This window comes from Amphiplicatus metriothermophilus (genome assembly GCF_900199215.1).
In the GTDB taxonomy this organism is placed as follows: Bacteria; Pseudomonadota; Alphaproteobacteria; order Caulobacterales; family Parvularculaceae; genus Amphiplicatus; species Amphiplicatus metriothermophilus.
This window is the reverse complement of the sequence record NZ_FZQA01000002.1, coordinates 20,977-39,501: the sequence shown is the minus strand read 5'-3', so window position 1 is coordinate 39,501 and position 18,525 is coordinate 20,977. Positions and strand designations below refer to the sequence as shown.

13 protein-coding genes are annotated in these 18,525 nt (G+C 64.0%); 4 read left to right on the top strand and 9 right to left on the bottom strand.

The window, feature by feature from the left end; genetic code table 11:
- Positions 1–38: 38 nt before the first annotated feature.
- The 3 genes from clpA to CHB64_RS04840 all read right to left on the bottom strand — a co-directional run bounded on the left by clpA (position 39) and on the right by CHB64_RS04840 (position 3,354).
- Complete coding sequence (gene clpA / locus CHB64_RS04850) at positions 39–2,351, bottom strand: ATP-dependent Clp protease ATP-binding subunit ClpA (RefSeq protein ID WP_089411505.1); 2,313 nt, start codon at positions 2,349–2,351, stop codon at positions 39–41.
- Positions 2,352–2,354: 3 nt separating this feature from the next.
- Positions 2,355–2,678 carry an ATP-dependent Clp protease adapter ClpS gene (clpS, locus tag CHB64_RS04845; protein ID WP_089411504.1) on the bottom strand — a complete coding sequence of 108 codons (324 nt, stop codon included), beginning with the start codon at positions 2,676–2,678 and terminating at the stop codon, positions 2,355–2,357.
- 223 nt (positions 2,679–2,901) lie between these two features.
- Positions 2,902–3,354: a phasin family protein gene (locus CHB64_RS04840; RefSeq protein WP_089411503.1), complete on the bottom strand. Its 453-nt coding sequence runs from the start codon at positions 3,352–3,354 to the stop codon at positions 2,902–2,904.
- Positions 3,355–3,704: 350 nt separating this feature from the next.
- Here CHB64_RS04840 and CHB64_RS04835 point away from each other — a divergent pair, with 350 nt between their 5' ends.
- From CHB64_RS04835 to asnB, 4 genes are all read left to right on the top strand, one after another.
- Positions 3,705–5,093 (top strand): D-alanyl-D-alanine carboxypeptidase, encoded by a 1,389-nt coding sequence (locus CHB64_RS04835; protein WP_089411502.1) that lies wholly within the window; start codon positions 3,705–3,707, stop codon positions 5,091–5,093.
- 121 nt (positions 5,094–5,214) lie between these two features.
- Positions 5,215–7,161 carry an acetate--CoA ligase gene (acs, locus tag CHB64_RS04830; RefSeq protein ID WP_089411501.1) on the top strand — a complete coding sequence of 649 codons (1,947 nt, stop codon included), beginning with the start codon at positions 5,215–5,217 and terminating at the stop codon, positions 7,159–7,161.
- Between the two features lie 87 nt (positions 7,162–7,248).
- Positions 7,249–8,781 carry an exosortase C-terminal domain/associated protein EpsI gene (locus CHB64_RS04825; protein ID WP_089411500.1) on the top strand — a complete coding sequence of 511 codons (1,533 nt, stop codon included), beginning with the start codon at positions 7,249–7,251 and terminating at the stop codon, positions 8,779–8,781.
- A gap of 3 nt (positions 8,782–8,784) precedes the next feature.
- Positions 8,785–10,677 (top strand): asparagine synthase (glutamine-hydrolyzing), encoded by a 1,893-nt coding sequence (gene asnB, locus CHB64_RS04820; protein WP_089411499.1) that lies wholly within the window; start codon positions 8,785–8,787, stop codon positions 10,675–10,677.
- On the opposite strand, the gene CHB64_RS04815 is transcribed toward asnB, so the two are convergent.
- From CHB64_RS04815 to CHB64_RS04790, 6 genes are all read right to left on the bottom strand, one after another.
- On the bottom strand, positions 10,652–11,746 hold the full coding sequence (locus CHB64_RS04815; protein ID WP_089411498.1) for a GNAT family N-acetyltransferase: 1,095 nt from the start codon (positions 11,744–11,746) through the stop codon (positions 10,652–10,654). The genes asnB and CHB64_RS04815 overlap by 26 nt on opposite strands.
- A complete protein-coding gene (locus CHB64_RS04810) occupies positions 11,743–12,858 on the bottom strand; it encodes a glycosyltransferase (protein ID WP_089411497.1) in 1,116 nt (371 codons plus the stop codon). The genes CHB64_RS04815 and CHB64_RS04810 overlap by 4 nt, the downstream gene beginning before the upstream one ends.
- 93 nt (positions 12,859–12,951) lie before the next feature.
- A complete protein-coding gene (locus CHB64_RS04805) occupies positions 12,952–13,476 on the bottom strand; it encodes a TadE family protein (RefSeq protein ID WP_159462416.1) in 525 nt (174 codons plus the stop codon).
- A gap of 117 nt (positions 13,477–13,593) precedes the next feature.
- The gene (locus tag CHB64_RS04800; RefSeq protein WP_089411495.1) at positions 13,594–14,178 is read right to left on the bottom strand and encodes a TadE/TadG family type IV pilus assembly protein; all 585 of its coding nucleotides are present in this window, start codon (positions 14,176–14,178) and stop codon (positions 13,594–13,596) included.
- Positions 14,179–14,189: 11 nt separating this feature from the next.
- Positions 14,190–16,187, bottom strand: coding sequence for a pilus assembly protein (locus tag CHB64_RS04795; protein WP_089411494.1), 1,998 nt, complete (start codon positions 16,185–16,187; stop codon positions 14,190–14,192).
- Positions 16,188–16,389: 202 nt separating this feature from the next.
- Positions 16,390–18,477 (bottom strand): 3-hydroxyacyl-CoA dehydrogenase NAD-binding domain-containing protein, encoded by a 2,088-nt coding sequence (locus CHB64_RS04790; protein ID WP_089411493.1) that lies wholly within the window; start codon positions 18,475–18,477, stop codon positions 16,390–16,392.
- Between the last annotated feature and the right edge of the window lie 48 nt (positions 18,478–18,525).

Sequence of the window (18,525 nt, the reverse complement as noted above, 5' to 3'; positions counted from 1 at the left end):
GGTCGGAAGACAAGCATGACTTTAGACGATGCCCGGCGCTAGCTCTTGTCCACCAACGCCGGCACGCTTGGCTCGCCGGCGGGCGGCTTGTCGGGCACGAACTCGAAGGCGAGCTTCTTCGGATCGTTCTTGTCAAGCGAGACCTTGACCAGACCGCCGTTCCTGAGCTCTCCGAACAGGATTTCGTCCGCTATCGGCTTTTTGACATGCTCCTGAATGACGCGGGCGAGCGGACGCGCGCCCATCTCGTCGTCGAAGCCGCGCTCGGCGAGCCATCGCGTCGCCTCGGGAGACAACTGGAAAGTGACCCCTCGATCGGCGAGCTGGGCTTCGAGCTGTAGGACGAACTTCTCGACGATGCGGTCGATGATCGCCGGGGTAAGGCCGGCGAAATGCACGACTGCGTCGAGCCTGTTGCGGAACTCCGGCGTGAACAGGCGCTTGATCGCTTCGTCAGTCTCGTCGGTTTTCCGACCGCCGGCGAAGCCGATGGCGAGCTTGGCGGCGTCCTGCGCGCCCGCATTCGTCGTCATGATGAGAATGACGTTGCGGAAGTCGATCTTCTTGCCGTTGGTGTCGGTGAGCTGGCCGTTGTCCATCACCTGGAGCAGGATGTTGAATATCTCCGGGTGCGCCTTTTCGATCTCGTCAAGCAGCAGCACCGAATGCGGATGCTGGTCGATCGCATCGGTGAGCAGCCCGCCCTGATCGTAGCCGACATAGCCTGGCGGCGCGCCGATGAGGCGCGAGACCGTATGCCGCTCCATATATTCGGACATATCAAAGCGGATGAGTTCGACGCCGAGCAGGATCGCCAGCTGTTTAGCGACCTCGGTTTTGCCCACGCCGGTCGGCCCGGCGAAGAGATAGCTGCCGATGGGCTTGTTCGGTTCGCGAAGCCCTGCGCGCGAAAGCTTGATCGCGGCGGCGAGCTGATCGATGGCCGCGTCCTGCCCGAACACCACCCGGCGCAGATCCTCGCCGAGATTGCGCAGCCGCTCGGTGTCGGATTTCGAGACGGACTTCGGCGGGATTCGCGCCATCTTTGCGATGATCTCTTCGATGTCCTCGGCGTCGATCACCTTCTTACGCAGGTTCGGCGCGAACAGCATCTGCCGGGCGCCGGCTTCATCGATCACGTCGATCGCCTTGTCGGGCAGTTTGCGATCGGTCATGTGCTTGGCGGAAAGCTCCGCCGCCGACTTGATCGCGTCGGGCGTATATTCGACGTGATGATGCTTCTCGAAATAGGGTTTAAGACCGGTGAGGATCTTCACCGTGTCCTCGACGCTCGGCTCGTAGACGTCGATCTTCTGGAACCGGCGCGCGAGCGCGCGATCCTTCTCGAAATGCTGACGATACTCCTTGTACGTCGTCGAACCCATGCAGCGCAGCGCGCCGGACTGCAGGGCGGGCTTCAGAAGATTCGAGGCGTCCATCGCCCCGCCCGAGGTGGCGCCCGCTCCGATCACAGTGTGGATCTCGTCTATGAACAGGATGGCGTCCTCGTGTTCTTCGAGCTCGCGCAGCACAGATTTGATGCGCTCTTCGAAGTCGCCGCGATAACGCGTGCCGGCGAGCAGCGCGCCCATGTCGAGCGCGAAAATGACCGAGTCCTGAAGAACTTCCGGCACCTCTTCGTCCACGATCTTGCGCGCTAGTCCCTCCGCGATGGCGGTCTTGCCTACGCCCGGATCGCCGACAAGCAGCGGGTTGTTCTTCCGTCTGCGGCAGAGAATCTGGATCGAGCGCTCGATCTCGGCCTCGCGCCCGATAAGCGGGTCGATCTTGCCCTGTCGCGCCTTCTCGTTGAGATTGACGCAATAGGCCGCCAGCGCGCTGTCGCCGGGCTTGCCGCTCGCTTCGGCGTCCTCGCCTGCGCCCCGCGGCGTTCGCGAAACGCTCTCGCCCGGTCGCTTGGCGAGTCCGTGCGAGATATAATTGACCGCGTCGAACCGGGTCATGTCCTGCTGCTGCAGGAAATGCGCGGCGTGGCTCTCGCGTTCGGCGAACAGCGCGACCAGCACATTGGCGCCGGTCACCTCCTCGCGCCCGGACGACTGCACGTGAATGACCGCGCGCTGGATGACGCGCTGGAAGCTCGCCGTCGGTTTAGCCTGCTGGCCGGTCTCGGCCTTCAGATTCGCAAGATCGTTCTCGATGAACTCATAGAGATTTCTGCGCAGAAGCTCGATGTCGACATTGCAAGCCCGCATCACCGCCGCAGCGTCCTGATCTTCCGTGAGCGCAAGAAGCAGATGCTCCAAGGTCGCGAGCTCGTGCTCGCGCTCAGTCGCCAGGGCGATTGCGCGATGAAGCGCCTGATCGAGACTTCTGCTGAATGAGGCCACGCGCTACTCCCGCTCCATCGTACATTGCAAGGGATGCTGATTGCGGCGGGAAAGCTCCATGACCTGGGCGACTTTCGTCTCCGCCACCTCGTAGGTGTATACGCCGCAAACGCCCACGCCGTTCTGGTGCACGTGCAGCATGATCCGGATCGCGTCCTCCGGACCCTTGTTGAAAACCGCCTGCAGCAGCCAGACGACGAACTCCTGCGGCGTGTAATCGTCGTTCAAGAGGAGAACCTTGTAGAGCGAAGGCCGCCGCGTCTTCGGCTGGGTTTTCGTCACCACGCCGACGCCAGGCCCCTGCTGATTGTCGCGTTCTTCCGCCATAACCCGATACGATCGACCGACCTGACACTCGCTCGCGGCGCGCGCCGCGGCTGCATAATTAGATATGTATCCGGTCAAGGTTGAAAAGACGCAAACCGCCAGACGGCGGCATTTTAGAAGAATTAGCAGGCGGGAAAAACGGAAAGAGGCCCGGCGATACGCACCGGGCCTCTCTCCTACGCGACTGTACAAATTTTCGCGACAAGCGCCGCCGCGCGCCCGCTTACGGGCGATAGGACTGAACCAGATCGACGAACTCGCCGTAACGCTCAGTCAGCGGCTGGGCCGCCTCCTTGGCGGTCGCGAGCCAGTGATCGGTCAACTTATTGTACTGGCCGAGATTTTTCTCGAAGGCCGTGCGCAGGTATTCGGTCTGAACCTCGAACGCATCCTGCAGGCTCTTGGAAGCCGCAGCCGCTTTCGCCGCCGCGACGCCCTCCTCATAGGCCTGCTTGGCGAAGGCGGCCTGTTCGGAGGCGGCCTTCTCGAAGCCCTTGGCGAGCGCGCCGCTGGAGGCGATGGCGGCCTCGAACGCGCCCTTCTGGAAGTCCAAAAGCTTGCTCACGCCGCCAGAAAACTTCTCGTAGCTTTCCTTGAAAGCCTCGGGGCCGGCCGCGCTGAAGGCGTCGAAAGCGAATGCTTCGCCCGCGCCGGTAGTCTTTTTCGCAGTCGCCATGATTTTTCTCCTTCCCTGATGGGAATTATGCGCAAATCTCTTGTGCGATGCAACATAGAGACTCGCCCCCGCGCCGTCAAGGGGGAGTTTGTGCGATGCACAAAACTTTTTGCGCGTAACGGCCGGAGACGGTTAACGAACAGTTTACCGGCGGCAGCGACAATGGTCCTCTGTCGCGGGGCCGCGGCACGCCGCTTGCTCGGGAGCGACCCAGACAGGATCGGTACGGCCGGGTCGTCGGCCTTCTTTCGCCGGCCGCATGCTGCGTTTGCGGGCGGTCGGACAGAGCGACGGTCGGGGGCACCCGCCGTCATCTTGAATAGCGCGCGCGGTTGGGCGAGGCTCGCAAAATGACTCTTGTTTCGCGTTTGTCATTCTTGGCGTGGGCCTGCGCGACAGCATTCCTGCTCGCCTGCATTCCCGCCGCCGCCAATCCCAAATACGCCGCCATCGTCGTTCACGCCGATTCGGGCGACGTTCTTTTCGACCGATATTCCACTGAGGCGCGCTATCCGGCGTCCCTGACCAAAATGATGACGCTCTATCTCTTGTTCGAGGAAATGGAGGCGGGTCGTCTGTCGCCGAATTCGAAACTCAAGGTCTCGGCCCAGGCCGCAGGCCAGCCGCCTTCGAAGCTTGGCCTGACTGCAGGCGAGACCATCGACGTCGACACGGCGGTCAAAGCGCTCGTGGTGAAATCCGCCAACGACGTCGCCGTCGTCGTGGCCGAAGCGATCGCAGGTTCGGAATGGCGTTTCGCCCAGAAGATGACCGAAAAAGCGCGCGCGCTCGGCATGCGCGGTACGACGTTTCGCAACGCCTCCGGTCTGCCGAACTCCAAGCAGCGCACCACCGCGCGGGATATGGCCGTGCTAGGCAAGCGCCTCGTTCAGGATTTCCCCCAATATTATCATTACTTCTCCACCGAGAACTTCGAGTGGAGCGGGCGCACCTATCGCACTCACAACGCGCTGGTGAAAACCTATCCGGGCGCGGACGGGTTGAAGACTGGCTACACGCGCATGTCCGGGTTCAATCTGGCGACCAGCGCGACCCGGGACGGAAACCGTCTCATCGGCATCGTGCTGGGCGGGCGCTCGGTGCGCACCCGGGACGCCCACATGCGCGAGATTCTCGATGACGCCTTCGGGCGGCTGAAAAAGAATCCGACGCTGATTGCGTCCCTGCACCGCAACACGCCGAGCCCGCGGCTGAAGCCGAGTCTGCTTGCGCATGCCGCCAGCCAGAAGACCATCCCGACGGTCGCCGGCAGTGATGCGATGCGCGAGGAGGTCGCCCTCGCCGCAACCCGGCTCGGCGGCGAAGCGCCGGCCGCTGCCGAGGCCGGCGACGTCATCGGCTCGCTCATCGCTTCGGCGGCCGTAGAGGACGACCTCAACGAATATGAACGCACGCGTCTGGCTTCGCTTTCCGCTCCGCAAATATGGAGCGAAGGCGACGCCGAGGCTTCTTTCGCCGGCGAGCCCGTCTGGCATGTTCAGATCGGCGCCTATTCGACGAAAGAGATGGCGCAGCTCGAGCTCGAGAAAGCCGCCCGCGAGGCGGGACTCGTCGCGCGCCCGCGCGCAGTGCAGCCGACCGTTACGGCGGCGGGCGATTATCTTTATCGCGCCCGTTTCGTCACCCTCAACGCTGAGGAGGCGAGCGAGACCTGCAAGGCTCTCAAGGCGCGCAGGATCGCCTGTTTCATTCTCGCCGACGCCGCCTCGGCGGGCTGATCTTTCCGCCGACAGGGCGCCGGCCCCGTGCGGTTTTGCGCCTTTTCCCGCCATGTCCTAACATCGCGCCCGCGCCCGCCGGCAGGCGGCGCGACAAGGCGAAACAGGGAGCAAACGTCGAATGACCTCCGAACCGAACCTCTTTCCCGCGCCGAAGGCTCTCGCGGAAGCCGCCAACGTCACCGCCCGAAAGGAGGCGGCGATGCGCCGGCTCGCCGAAGAGGATCCGGACGCGTTCTGGGGCGAGGTCGGCCGGCGCCTCGACTGGATCAGGCCTTTTTCAAAAGTCTCCGACGTTTCTTACAGCGCCGACGATCTGCATATCCGCTGGTTTTACGACGGCGCGCTCAACGCCTGCGCGAACTGCCTCGACCGTCACCTGCCGGATAAGGCCGACGAGGTCGCCGTCATCTGGGAAAGCGACGACCCGGATACGCATAAAAAGATCACCTATCGCGAAGCCTTCGAAGAGACCTGCCGCATGGCGAACGTCCTCAAGGCGCGCGGCGTGCGCAAAGGCGACCGGGTGGTCATCTACATGCCGATGATTCCCGAAGCGGTTTACGCCATGCTCGCCTGCGCGCGCATCGGCGCGGTGCATTCGGTCGTCTTCGGCGGATTCTCGCCGGAGGCGCTGGCGAGCCGCATCAACGATTGCGGCGCCGTCGCCGTCATCACCGCCGATGAAGGCGTGCGCGGCGGCAAAATCATCCCCCTCAAGCGCAATGTCGACGAAGCGCTCGCCCGCGCGCAGACTGTGCGGCTCGTGCTCGTCGTCGAGCGTACGAAAGCCGATGTTCCGATCGTCGCCGGGCGCGATCTCTTCTGGCATGGCGAAGCGCGAGACGACGTCTCCCCCTTCTGCCCGGCCGAAACCATGAACGCGGAGGATCCGCTGTTCATCCTGTATACGTCCGGCTCGACCGGAAAGCCCAAAGGCGTGCTGCATACGACCGGCGGATATCTCGCCTACGCCGCTTATACGTTCGATGCGGTGTTCGACTACAAGCCGGGCGAGATTTATTGGTGCACGGCGGATGTCGGCTGGGTCACCGGCCATAGCTATATCGTCTATGGGCCTCTGGCCTGCGGGGCGACCACGCTCGTCTTCGAGGGCGTGCCGACCTGGCCGGACTATTCCCGCTTCTGGAAGACCGTGGACAAGCACCGGGTGAACATCTTCTACACGGCGCCGACGGCCATCCGCGCGTTGATGCGCGAAGGCGACGGGCCCGTGAAGACGACCTCGCGCCAGTCGCTGCGCCTTCTCGGAACAGTGGGCGAGCCGATCAATCCGGAGGCCTGGCTGTGGTATCACCGCGTCGTGGGCGACGGCCGCTGCCCCGTGGTCGACACCTGGTGGCAGACCGAGACCGGCGGCATACTCATCTCGCCCCTGCCGGGCGCGACGGCGCTCAAGCCCGGCTCGGCGACCCGGCCGCTGCCCGGGATCAGGGCCGGCATCGTCGACGCGGAGGGGAATCTTCTTGAAGGCGAAGCGCAGGGCAATCTGGTGCTGCTTTCTTCCTGGCCCGGACAGATGCGCACCGTGTTCGGCGACCACCAGCGTTTTATCGACACCTACTTCAAGAATTATCCAGGCAAGTATTTCACCGGCGACGGGGCGCGACGCGATGCGGACGGCTATTACTGGATCACCGGCCGCGTGGACGACGTGCTCAACGTATCCGGCCATCGTCTGGGCACGGCGGAGATCGAAAGCGCCCTCGTCGCCCACCCGAAGGTGGCCGAAGCCGCGGTCGTCGGCTATCCGCACGACGTGAAGGGCCAGGGCGTTTACGCCTATGTGACCCTGATGGAGGGCGAAGCGCCGTCGGCCGCCCTGACGAAGGAGCTGAAGGACGCCGTGCGCAAGGAGATCGGCGCGATCGCCCAGCCCGACCTCATTCACTTCACGCCAGGCCTGCCCAAAACCCGTTCCGGCAAGATCATGCGGCGCATCCTGCGCAAGATCGCCGAGAACGATTACGGATCGCTTGGCGACATCTCGACGCTCGCCGACCCCGCCGTGGTGGACGCCCTGATCGAAGGTCGGCTCAATCGTTAACGGACCTTCGGCGGGCTCGCCCCCGGCTGGTCTGAAGCGTGCATCGGGCAAGCCGACGCGCAATCGGCCGGAGCCGGCGACTTGGGGATGACAGAACAGGCGAGCATCGGGCTTGGAAGGCCCGTCGTAGCGGCGACGCCTGGCGCACCATGGCGCCAGGCGCTTATCGCTTATGGCGTTTTCGCGCTGGCGGTTTGCGCGCTCCTATGGCCAAGCCTCGCCGACATGGCGCAGCAATGGACGACGTCCTCGACCTGGCGGCATGGGGCGCTCGCCGCGCCGCTCGCGCTTGGGCTTATCCTCCTCAGCCGGCGCGAGGCGGCTTGCCCGCGCTTCTGGCCGCCGGCGCTGATCCCAGCCGGCGCGGCCGCCTTCATGTGGCTCGCGGGCTACGCCGGGAACGCCGCCATCGTCGAGCAACTGGCTTTCGTTAGCCTGCTGATCGCCGGCGCGATATTCGCCTTTGGCCCAACGAACGCGAAAGCCTGGGCGATTCCTTTCGCCCTTCTCTTCTTCATGGTTCCGTTCGGCGAAATCGTCCTGCCCGTCTTGCAGACCATCGCCGCCCAGGGCGCGCTTGCATTGGCGAACATGCTGGGCGCCGAGGCGCGCCTTGACGGACGCCTCATCGACACGCCGAAGGGGACGCTTCTGATCGCGCCGTCCTGCGCCGGGCTTAATTTCCTTTTGGCCGCGACGATGCTGGCGCTCGCCTATTCGCATTTTGCGCGCCTGTCGGCGGGGCGGGCAGTCGCCTTCGTCGGAGTCGCCGCTGCGGTCGCGATTCTCGCCAATATCGCGCGCGTCGCGCTGATCATCACGATCACGGCGCGCTCCGGCGGCGCGGTCGAGATCGCAGCCGACCATTTCGGCCTCAGCCTCGCCTTTTATGGAATCATCCTGCTCGCCCTCGCCGCTCTGGCCCGACGCTTCGCCGGCGCCCAGACCGCGCCGCCCGCAACCCCAGCGCCGACGCCGGCATCGAGGCGCGCCGGCGCAGCGCTCCTTTTCGCCGCGCTCGTCAGCCTGCCGACCGCCGCCGGCGCTTACGCGCGTTTTGTCGTCGATCGCGCCCCAGGCGTCATCGCGCCTGCAAGCCTGCCGCCCCTCAACGCGCCAGGCTGGCGCATTCTTCCTTCTACGAACGAATGGGACGTGCCGCCGGCCGACAGCACCACACGCATTGCTTACGCACAAGGCGGCGCGGGCGTCGAAGTCGTCGCCGCCTATCTGACGTACGAACGGCGCGGGACCGAGACGACAGCCTTGGCCGTCCCGCCCGCAGGCTGGCGCAAAATCGAAAATGACTCGACGCTTCATCCGCCTCTCAGCGGATATCGTCCGCTGAGCGCGGACCTCGTCGAGAGCGCGGCCGGACGCCGTTTTGCGCTCACGCGATTTTATTGGCTCGGCGACACGCCATTCACGGATGCGCGCGCGCTGAAACTCGCCCAGGTCGGACGACGGCTGCGCGGACGGCAAGATCCGGCCGGCGCATTCATTCTCCTTGCGCCGGCGGACGACGACGCCTCGCCAGGAGAGTCGCTCGCAGCCTTTCTCGCCGACGCGGAGCCCTTCGCGCGATGGCGCGCGCGCCTGCGCGACAGACTCCGCGGTTGAGCGATGTGCGGGATCGCCGGCATCGTCGACCTTAAGGCCGCGCGCGAGATAGACCGCGCCGCGCTCCAGCGCATGGCCGACGCGCTGGCCCATCGCGGGCCGGACGCGGAGGGGCTTCACATCGCGCCGGGCGTCGGCCTCGCCCATCGCCGGCTCATCGTCATCGACCGCGAAGGCGGCGCCCAGCCGTTTCACGCCAGCGGCGCGGACGGCGTTCTCGTCTATAACGGAGAAATCTACAACTATCAGGCGCTGGCGGCGCGGCTGCGCACAGAAGGGGTCGCCCTGTCAACCCGTTCGGATACAGAGGTTCTGGCCGAAGGCATCGCCCGGCATGGCTTGGATTACATAAAAGAACTGCGCGGCATGTTTGCGTTCGGCTTCTGGAGCGAAGCGCGCGGCGAGCTCCTGCTTGCTCGCGACCGGCTCGGCGAAAAGCCCCTTTACTACGCTCTGAGTGCGGACGCTTTTCTCGTCTTCGCATCAGAGATCGCCGCTCTAGCCGCCTCCGGTCTCGTCGCGCTCGACTTCGATCATGAAGCGCTCGCAGATTACTTTTTTTACGGCTTCATTCCTGATCCGAAATCGGTCTATCGCACTGTGCGCAAGCTGCCGCCCGGCTCTACCTTGACCGTAAGGCGCGGCGAAGCGCCCCAAATCCGGCGATACTGGCGTCCCGACTTCGCGGCGCGAACCGGCGAGGGCTTCGAGGCGGCCCAAACGGGGCTTCTCGACGGATTCGATGAAGCGGTCCGCTTGCAAATGATCGCCGATGAACCGCTTGGCGCTTTTCTCTCCGGCGGCGTCGATTCCTCGGCCGTCGTCGCGTCGATGGCGCAAGCGGGGGGGGTGGTTCGGACCTGCACCATCGGTTTCAACGAGAAGAACCATGACGAACGGCCTTTCGCGCGCCTTGTCGCCGAACGTTATGCGAGCGAGCACGACGAAACGCTGGCGACGATCGACGCGGCTGCGCTAATTGACCCGGTTGCGGCCGCCTATGGCGAGCCCTTCGCCGATCCTTCGGCGCTGCCGACTTATCTCTTGTGCCGACAGGCGCGCGCGCGCATGACCGTCGCGCTTACGGGAGACGGCGCGGACGAGCTTTTCGCCGGCTACCGCCGGCATGCGTTCCACTTGCTTGAGGAGCGCATTCGCCGGCTCGCGCCGCAATCGTTGCGCCGCGCGATCTTTGGCGCCGCGGGGACGCTCTATCCCAAGCTCGACGGCGCGCCGCGTCCCTTGCGCCTGAGGACGACATTGCAGGCGCTGGCTCTCGATGGTTCTACGGCTTACGCCCGCGCGATGGCGGCGAATCTGCCTGAGCGGATGGATCGTCTTCTATCGGACGATTTCAAACATTCCTCGGCCGATTATGCGCCGGAGAACGTCGTCGCTGCGGCGATGCGCGGTCTCGACCACCCGCTCGACGCCGCGCAAGCCGCCGATCTCGGCGTGTGGCTTCCCGGCCGGATGCTGACGAAGCTCGACCGCGCGGCCATGTCCGTCTCGCTAGAGACGCGCGCGCCGTTCCTCGATCATGTTCTTGTCGAATGGGCTTGCGGCGCGCCGCCTGAACACCGGCGAGCCGGCGGCGAAGGCAAGCGCGCGCTCAAGGCGGCGCTGCGCGCCCGCCTGTCGGACGCGATCCTCCGCAGGCGGAAACAGGGGTTTTCGCCGCCAGTCGCGGCATGGCTGCGTCGCCGGAAAGGTCCGCTTGACACGTTCCTTTCCTCGCGCGCCTGGCGGGAAAGCGGCCTGTTCGATGCGCGAAAGGTCGAAGCGCTCGCCCGCGCCCACCGCGCCGGGCGCCTCGACGCCGGACAGGAGCTCTGGACGGTGCTGATGTTCGACGCTTTCCTTCGCGCCGTCAGGCCAGCTCGCGCGCGCGCCTGAGCGAATCGCGCAACCGCGCGCGAAAGTCCCGTCGCGCCAGCACGATCGTCGAAAGCACGCCGCTCTGATCGGCAAGCCGACGCTTGTACTCCGCTTCGCCGACAAGCAGATCGTAAGAGTCGAATCCCTGCTCAAGATAGTATTGAGCCGCCAGTGCGTGCGTCAGAAGACCGGGCGCGAGACGATTGTCATCCTCGAAACGGAAACCGCCCTGATAGTTCAGCACGCGCCCGTCATCGATGAAGTTATAGAGCCTGCCCAACGGCGCGTCGCCGACGTCAACGGCGAAAAGATGACACCGTTCCGGATTGGCGGCCATGAATCGCTCATGGAAGGCTGTCAGGGCGGAGTTGGCGAACGCCCCGGCTTCGCCGCGACGGCGCCAGCCGTCCTGATGCAGATCGATGAGCTCGCGCCAGGCGCGCGCCTTCTCGTCGCCCGCCTGAACCAGTTTCGCTCTTATCGGACCGCGGATCTCATAGAGTCGCCGGGCGCGGCGCACTTTCGCACGCAGCCCGCTCGACCGGCTCGACAGGTAATCGCAGCCGAGCTTGCGCAACATGTCGAGATTGACGGCGTAGGTCGGCTGCGTCCAGACGCGGCGCAGCTCCCACTCCCCCACGCCGCACAGCTCGTTCACGGCGAAACCGAGCGACGGACGCACATTGCGCAGCACGATCTCGTCGGCGTCCGTGAGCGCATCCGCCAGCGCCGCCAAGGCGCGCGTGCGGGCATCGTCAGGCGCGTCAGGCCCGATCAGGAAATCATTATCCTCGATGTAGACGGCGTCGAGCGCCTCCTCGCCGAATTCGTGAAGGTGGGCGCAACGCGGGCCGACGAGCGGCGGGCGGCGACGCCCCGTCGAGCCGATGATCGCAAGGAGCATCGGCCTGTCGCCGACGGACCCGCGCAAGACCCGCAGCAGCCCCCGCGACGGCGCGCCGGCGAGCCATGCGGCCATCCAGGCCGGCGAGAGAAAGAACGACTTCGCCGGCGCCTGCGCGTAAAGCGCGCGCCATTCGGCGAGCAGCGCTTCGACGTCCGTGACGGGCGCGAGCTCGAACCTCATCGCCGCGCCTCCACGACAGCATCGAGATAAATCTTCCGGAACCCGTCGACCATCGCTTCGACAGGAAAGCGCGCGCGCGCGCGGCGCGCGTTCGCCGCGCCGATATTGCGCCGCAATGTCTCGTCGCGAATCAACGTCATCAACGCCGCTTTATATGCCTCGCCGTCATGGAGCGGGAGAATATAAGGGCGATTTTCCTCCGAGACCATTTCCCTGATATCGCCCGCGTCGGTCGCCATGACCGGAAGACCCGCCGCCATGGCCTCCATCACGCTCAAGGGGGTCTGTTCCGTATCCGACGACAGCGCGAAGACGTCCATCGCGGCGTAGGCGTCCTCCGGCGCCGGAGTCGCGCCCGGCAGAAACGCGCGGCCCGCAAGCCCGCGGCCGCGAATCAGCGCTTCGAGCCGCGCCCGCTCTGGCCCTTCGCCATGAATGACGAGCCGCGCGTCGGCCTCCCCTCCGATCGCGGAGAACGCTTCGATCAGGCGTGCGAAATTCTTCTCACGCCGCAGCGCGCCGACCGCGCCGATGACGACGGGCGACCCCGCTCTGCGCGCGCGGGACGCGGCGGCGAAGCGCTTGACGTCGACGCCGGCGGGCGCGCGCTTCACCCTTGCGCGCGGCAGGCGCCAGACTTCGAGCGCCGCCTGTTCAAGGCCAAGCGAGGCGACCGCCGTCGTCGCGCGCCGCAAGGCCAGGCGGCGCAGCCACACGCGGCGCCTTTTCTGCCGCCCGAAAGCTTCATCCGGCCCGAAGCCGTCCTCGTGGTGAACATGCGCCAGCCGGGGACCGAAACGGTTCGCGATCGCCGCCTCGATGGCGCCGAAATTATAGGTGCAAAGAAGGTCTGCGCCTGAATCGCCCAGGAGTCGGCGCAGCCGGACGATATTCTCGGGAAAAAGGCCGCGGCCCTTCCTCAGCGCGAACGTTTTCGCCTCGATTTCGACGCCGTCGAACGCAGCGAGCGCGCCCAGGTCGCCGTCAAGACCGACCACGACATGCCGGAAGTCAGATCCCAGCCCGCGGGCCAGCGAAGCCAGCCGCATCTGTTGCCCGCCGATCGCAAAAGTGGGAAAGACATGTATGATGCGCAGCGCGGAACAGTTCATCGAAACAGGAACCCTTCCCTGACGGGCCGGCTACGCAGCGTCATTCCGGCGACACTTCCGTCGCCAAGCGATCATGGCGTCGCCAAGGACCTGTCAGCAATATGGGTTCGCATCAGGGCACAGCTTCACCCGAACCGAGCGCCGCGGCCAGCGCGAAGCGATTCGGGAGATCGTTAGCGGCGAGCCGAGAACCCTGCTCGTCAGGCCCGAGTTGTAATCATAGATCAATTCCGAAACGACCAGAGAGACCCCGGACTGAAGTACCGTAACGTCGTCGATCCTGTCATATTCGGACCCTGCTGCGTAAGGCGTCTCTCCGGCATTGTTGCGGCTCCACTCCACGAGCATGCGGGAATTATCGTCAGGGTCTAGCGAAACGCTCACCACCGTCATGGATACGCTGGAGCCGTCTGGCGGCTGCAGCATGCGCGTCACCCCCGTGAATATTTCCTGGAGTTCGCTGGGCGTCACGACTTTTGCCTGACTTACGAGATCAGCCAACGCGTTGCCGGCGTTGGTGGCGCGCCGATTGGCCAGCATGGCGTCCGACGCCTCCAGCATGCCAAAGAAAATCAGAACGAGAATAGGCAGAATCAGAGCGAATTCCGTCGCCGCCATGCCTTTCGCTTCTCGGCAAAATCGTAGAACGCGGCTGATACCGGCGCACCTGCCATACCTGCGATCAGGCAGGGCGCGCATCGTCTTTCCCATGCGTAAAATCAGACTTTCCATCGTTTAGCTCGCAGGGCTTTGCTTCGTGTAAGGCTCGACGCGCAGAATGTAGCTCGCCATGACCTTGCGCTGACCGGCTTCGTTCTGGGCGAGCTTCATGCCGATCGCCGGATTGATGGTGTCGTACATGAAGCACAAACGCAGCCTGACGATGGATTCATCGGCGCCGGGCTCGTATGGAATGGCGTCGATGACGGTTTGCTCCTCGTCCTGACACACGACAGGCGTCGTATCGGCCACAAGTTCCGAGAACGAAGAGAATGTCTTCACCTCGACCGTTAGCCGTGAAGAGCAATCCCCGAACAGCTTGAGCTTTGGACAGACGACGTCATAGAAAAATTCGTTCTTGTCGAGCTCCGCCTTCTGCACCTGCCCGGTGCGCAACAGACGGGCGGCGTTGATGCTGGCGCTGTCCACGGTGGCGTTGACGAAATAGAACCACGCCACCTCGAAGGTCGAGAACATGAACATCAGGAAGACAGGCGCAACGATAGCGAACTCCACCGCCGACGCGCCGCCCCGATCGCGGGCGAAACCGCGTCGTCGGCGGCTCCCGCCCGTAAACGCTTTCCATACGAAGGCGCGCATGCTCCTAACTCCTATTTGCTGATATGCAGCTTGGTGATCTCGCTGCCGATGGCTCGATAAATGTCGCGCAGTTCGTCGCCTGTGGCGGCGAAATAGACATTATCGGGACCGGATGCGCAGTTCGTCAGCAGGTTCGTCACTTCGGCGCTGGAGCTGATATCGAATCCGATGGTGTAGACGACGACGCCTTCGTCCTTCATCGCCGAGCACAGACTAAGCGCCTGTGCATACGGATCGCCGTTCGTCGCGTCGCAGTTGATCTTGTTGGCGCTGCTGCCGCTGCCGCTGGCGGCGTTCTTGGCGATCACGCCCTGACAATAGGGCGTGTTGAATTCGCCGTCCGTCATGATGACGACGACCTTGGTGGTCTCGTCGTCGTCATAAGGCGCCGGAACGCTCTCGCTCGGAAACAGATAGCCGAAATTCGGCGAAATCATGTACCAGCCCCACGCAATGCCGATCTGGCCCGCCGTCGACCCGGCTGCGTTATAAGCGTCGATGGACGCCTTCAAAGCGGCTTTGTCGGTCGACAGCGGCACGATCGGCTCGGCCGGGCAGGTGTTCTCCGAACCCTTGTAGATGCGGCCGACATAGGCGATCGAAGGCGGCGCGTCTGTATAGACTTGTGATCCAACACGCTCAGAAACGCATGTGGTAATTTGAAATATTTTCTTTCTCCCATCACTGGCTCTTGGAAAGAGATGATATTCGCAGCCAGGTACTGTGCACCAAGCAGAGCCCCCTGATACGTAGCCGTCGTAACGGACTCCCTTAAAAAGGTCTTTGAGCGCGAAGGTGTTGTTGTCGATCTTCTCTATGCGCCAAGCTTTTCCATCGCAAACGTCGTCGTCGTTAGCATCCGGGCAAGAGTTCGTGGTGTTATTGTTGACATCATCTACCCCGACAACGCCATTTATGTGCACGTAGTCGTCCGTAGAAAATCCGTGCCCAGATGCGGTCACTATAACTTTGCATTCTCTTACTACGCCCCCAGACTGATAGGAACCGGACCAAGAGGAGCCATTCACGCCATCAAGTCGAAAGGTGCTGGATGTAACATTCGAAACAGTGAAAGCCTTGTCGTTAACTTGATCTTCAAGCTTGTTTGAGCCATAACCGCTGCTATCGACGTCTTCTATACATACTGTGTCTCCATTTGAAAATCCTTGGCTACTTGATGTATACACTCTTACAGGATTATAATCCGTTCGAATATTTGTAATATTTACCGGAGATCCGATATCGGCTCTTGCGATGTTCGTAATTGCAATGGGACCCGCCGCTGAACCACGGATTTGGTTCGCGTATCCGCCGACATTCACGCCCATCGAATAGGGAATGAGCGCCGCCTTGGAATACCACTCGCTCTGATCGTCGCGTACGACGATATCGATCATTTCCTTGGCGGCGGCTTTGAGGTCTGCGATTCGCTGCCCGGACATCGAGCCGGTGATATCCATCACCATCGCCACTTCGATGTTGCCGTCGTCGCGGCGGACAATCTGCGTTTCGGTGTTCAAATTCAGATACGTCAGCTTGTCGCCGCCTGACTGAAGCATCTCGCCGATATGCAAAAACAGGGTTCGCACGCGTCCGGCGGCTTTTGGCGTGATCGTCGAGGACGTGAGCTCGAAATCAATGTTGAGATCTTCGACCCAGTTCGCATGTTTGAAGTTTTCATAGAAAAACTTCCGCCCTTGTTGCTTCAGATATTCCTCCCGATCGGGAGCCGCCTGGATCTCCGGTCCGTTGAGGGCGTCTATCTGCGCCATGGCGAGGCCGGCGGCGTCCATGGATTCGACGAGGTCCGCCCGAACCATGTTGTATCGCGTGAAGTCGACCGCGCCGCCGACGAACAGCATGAGCGCGCCGAGCATGAACACGAACATGATGGCGATATTGCCGTCGCGGGCGGCTGCGAAACGCCGGATACGGCGCTTCAGTTTTCCGTCGCGTCGAGCCGCGCAGCCGTCGCCGCGCGACATCCGCTGATTGCGATAGACGGTCATAGGGCTACCCTCACGAAGCGCGGACCTGTCCCACGCCGCGCAGGCACTCTAGCCGCCCAGCCTTAACCGCCTGTTAGGATAGTTGGTAAACGAACCGCAACAAATGATAACCTTGAGCGGCCATTCGGCCGCACGCCGGGCGGCGCATCGCCGTGAAAATCGGCCCGCCCGCGGATCATTTGATTAATCTTTTAGCCGCCTTTTAGCGGCTCTCGTTAAGGCTGGCGAAATCCCCGCCCTCGCGCGCAAGGCGCTGGAGAAGCGCGGATGGCTTCCAAGCGAAGCCGTCTTCCTGCGCGAAGCGTTCAATTGTTTCAAGCACGCGCGCGAGCCCGACCTGATCGGCGTAGAACATCGGCCCGCCGCGCCAGGCCGGAAAGCCGTAGCCGTGAATGAAGACGAGATCGACATCGGCGGGACGCGCCGCGATTTCCTCCTCGACGATGCGCGCGCCTTCGTTGACAAGCGCGTAGACCAGCCGCTCTCGGATCTCCTCCGCGGGTATCGGGCGGCGCTTGATCCCCTTGCGCCGCGAGGCTTCGACGATCAGCGCCTCAACCGCCGGATCGGGATGCGGCGTGCGATCGCCCTTCTCATACCGATACCAGCCGGCGCCGGTCTTCTGGCCCAGACGGTTCATTTCATAGAGCCTGTCGGCGACGTCCACATAACGCTCGCGCGGGTCGCGGGTCGCATCCTCGCGCCGCCGGTTGTGCCAGCCGATGTCGAGGCCGGCCAGATCGAACACCTCGAACGGCCCCATGGCGAAGCCGAACGCGCGCATCGCCGCATCGACTTCCTGCGGCAACGCGCCGTCCTCGATCAGATACTCCGCCTGCTGGCGATACTTCTTGAACATGCGGTTGCCGATGAAGCCGTCGCACACGCCGGCGATCACGCAAACCTTGCCGAGCTTCTTGCCCACGGCGAGCGCTGTAGCGAGCGCGTCAGGCGCGGCCTTTTCGGCCTTCACCACTTCGAGCAGGCGCATGACGTTCGCGGGGCTGAAGAAGTGCATGCCCACGACGTCCTGCGGCCGGCCTGTCGCCGCGGCGATTTCGTCGACATCGAGATAAGAGGTGTTCGTCGCCAGCACTGCGCCGGGCCTTGCGATGCGGTCGAGCGCGGCGAAGACGTCTTTCTTCACGTCCATGCGCTCGATCACGGCTTCGATGACGAGATCGGCGCCGTCCATCGCCTCCATGCCGTCGGCCGGCGCGACGCGGGCGAGCGCGGCGGCGAGCGCGTCCGGTGCGAGCCGGCCCTTTGCGGCGGCGTCCTCGAACGTTTTGCGGATGCGCGCCATTCCGGCCTCCAGCGCCTCCGGTTTGGCGTCGAAGATCCGCACCCGATAACCCGCGCCGGCGCAGGCGATGGCGATGCCCGCGCCCATCGTTCCAGCCCCCAGAACGCCGACCGTTTCAACCGGCCGGGGCGAGACGCCTTCGAGCGAGGGATGCCTGCCGGCATGGCGCTCGGCGAAAAAGGCGTGGATGAGCGCCTGACGCTGGTCGCTCTCCATGCACTCCATGAAAAGCGCGCGCTCCTTCGCCAGGCCTTCAGCGAAAGGCATCGTTCCCGAAGCGCGCACGGCCTCGAACGCTTTCACGGGGGAAAGCTGGCCGCGCGCCCGCGCCCGGCATTTTCGTTCGTAATCTGAAAGCCACCCCTCGTCCCAGTCGGACGGCCGCGGAACCGCCGACAACGGCGCGCGGGGAGCTGCATCGGCGACTTCGCGCGCGAAAGCGAGCGCGGCCTCCAGAAGATCGCCGTCGGCGAGGCGGTCGACGAGGCCTGTCGCGGCGGCGGCTTCGGCGTCCACGGGCTTGCCGGTCGTGATGATCTCCGCAGCGCGCTTCACGCCGATAAGGCGCGACAGACGCTGCGTGCCTCCGGCCCCGGGGATGAGGCCTATATTGACTTCCGGCAGGGCGAACCGCGCTTTCGGCCCGGCGATCCGGTACCGGCAGGCCAGCGCGGTCTCAAGCCCGCCCCCCATGGCCGGCCCGGCCATGGCGGCGATCGTCGGAACGCGGCATTTCTCGAGCCGGTTCAGCACGTCCGGCAGGTATGGCTTCTGCGGCGGTTTGCCGAACTCGCGAATGTCCGCGCCGCCGGAGAATATCGCTCCTTCGCCGATGATGATCGCGGCGCGGATCGCCGGATCGGATTCGATCCGATCGAGCCCGGCGGCGAGCCCCGCGCGCACCGCCTGACCGAGGGCGTTCACCGGCGGGTTGTCGATCGTCATCACGAGAACGCCGTCCTTCAGAGCCGTTTTCACCGTCATGGTCTCTCCTCCGCCGTCAGCCGCGGGCCGGCGCTGCCTCTGCGCCGT

Excerpts from the sequence above, each read along its gene's own strand:
- clpS (WP_089411504.1), bottom strand. The coding sequence starts at position 2,678 with ATGGCGGAAGAACGCGACAATCAGCAGGGGCCTGGCGTCGGCGTGGTG.
- CHB64_RS04840 (WP_089411503.1), bottom strand. The coding sequence starts at position 3,354 with ATGGCGACTGCGAAAAAGACTACCGGCGCGGGCGAAGCATTCGCTTTC.
- CHB64_RS04835 (WP_089411502.1), top strand. The coding sequence starts at position 3,705 with ATGACTCTTGTTTCGCGTTTGTCATTCTTGGCGTGGGCCTGCGCGACA.
- acs (WP_089411501.1), top strand. The coding sequence starts at position 5,215 with ATGACCTCCGAACCGAACCTCTTTCCCGCGCCGAAGGCTCTCGCGGAA.
- CHB64_RS04825 (WP_089411500.1), top strand. The coding sequence starts at position 7,249 with ATGACAGAACAGGCGAGCATCGGGCTTGGAAGGCCCGTCGTAGCGGCG.
- asnB (WP_089411499.1), top strand. The coding sequence starts at position 8,785 with ATGTGCGGGATCGCCGGCATCGTCGACCTTAAGGCCGCGCGCGAGATA.
- CHB64_RS04815 (WP_089411498.1), bottom strand. The coding sequence starts at position 11,746 with ATGAGGTTCGAGCTCGCGCCCGTCACGGACGTCGAAGCGCTGCTCGCC.
- CHB64_RS04810 (WP_089411497.1), bottom strand. The coding sequence starts at position 12,858 with ATGAACTGTTCCGCGCTGCGCATCATACATGTCTTTCCCACTTTTGCG.
- CHB64_RS04805 (WP_159462416.1), bottom strand. The coding sequence starts at position 13,476 with ATGGCGGCGACGGAATTCGCTCTGATTCTGCCTATTCTCGTTCTGATT.
- CHB64_RS04800 (WP_089411495.1), bottom strand. The coding sequence starts at position 14,178 with ATGCGCGCCTTCGTATGGAAAGCGTTTACGGGCGGGAGCCGCCGACGA.
- CHB64_RS04795 (WP_089411494.1), bottom strand. The coding sequence starts at position 16,187 with ATGACCGTCTATCGCAATCAGCGGATGTCGCGCGGCGACGGCTGCGCG.
- CHB64_RS04790 (WP_089411493.1), bottom strand. The coding sequence starts at position 18,477 with ATGACGGTGAAAACGGCTCTGAAGGACGGCGTTCTCGTGATGACGATC.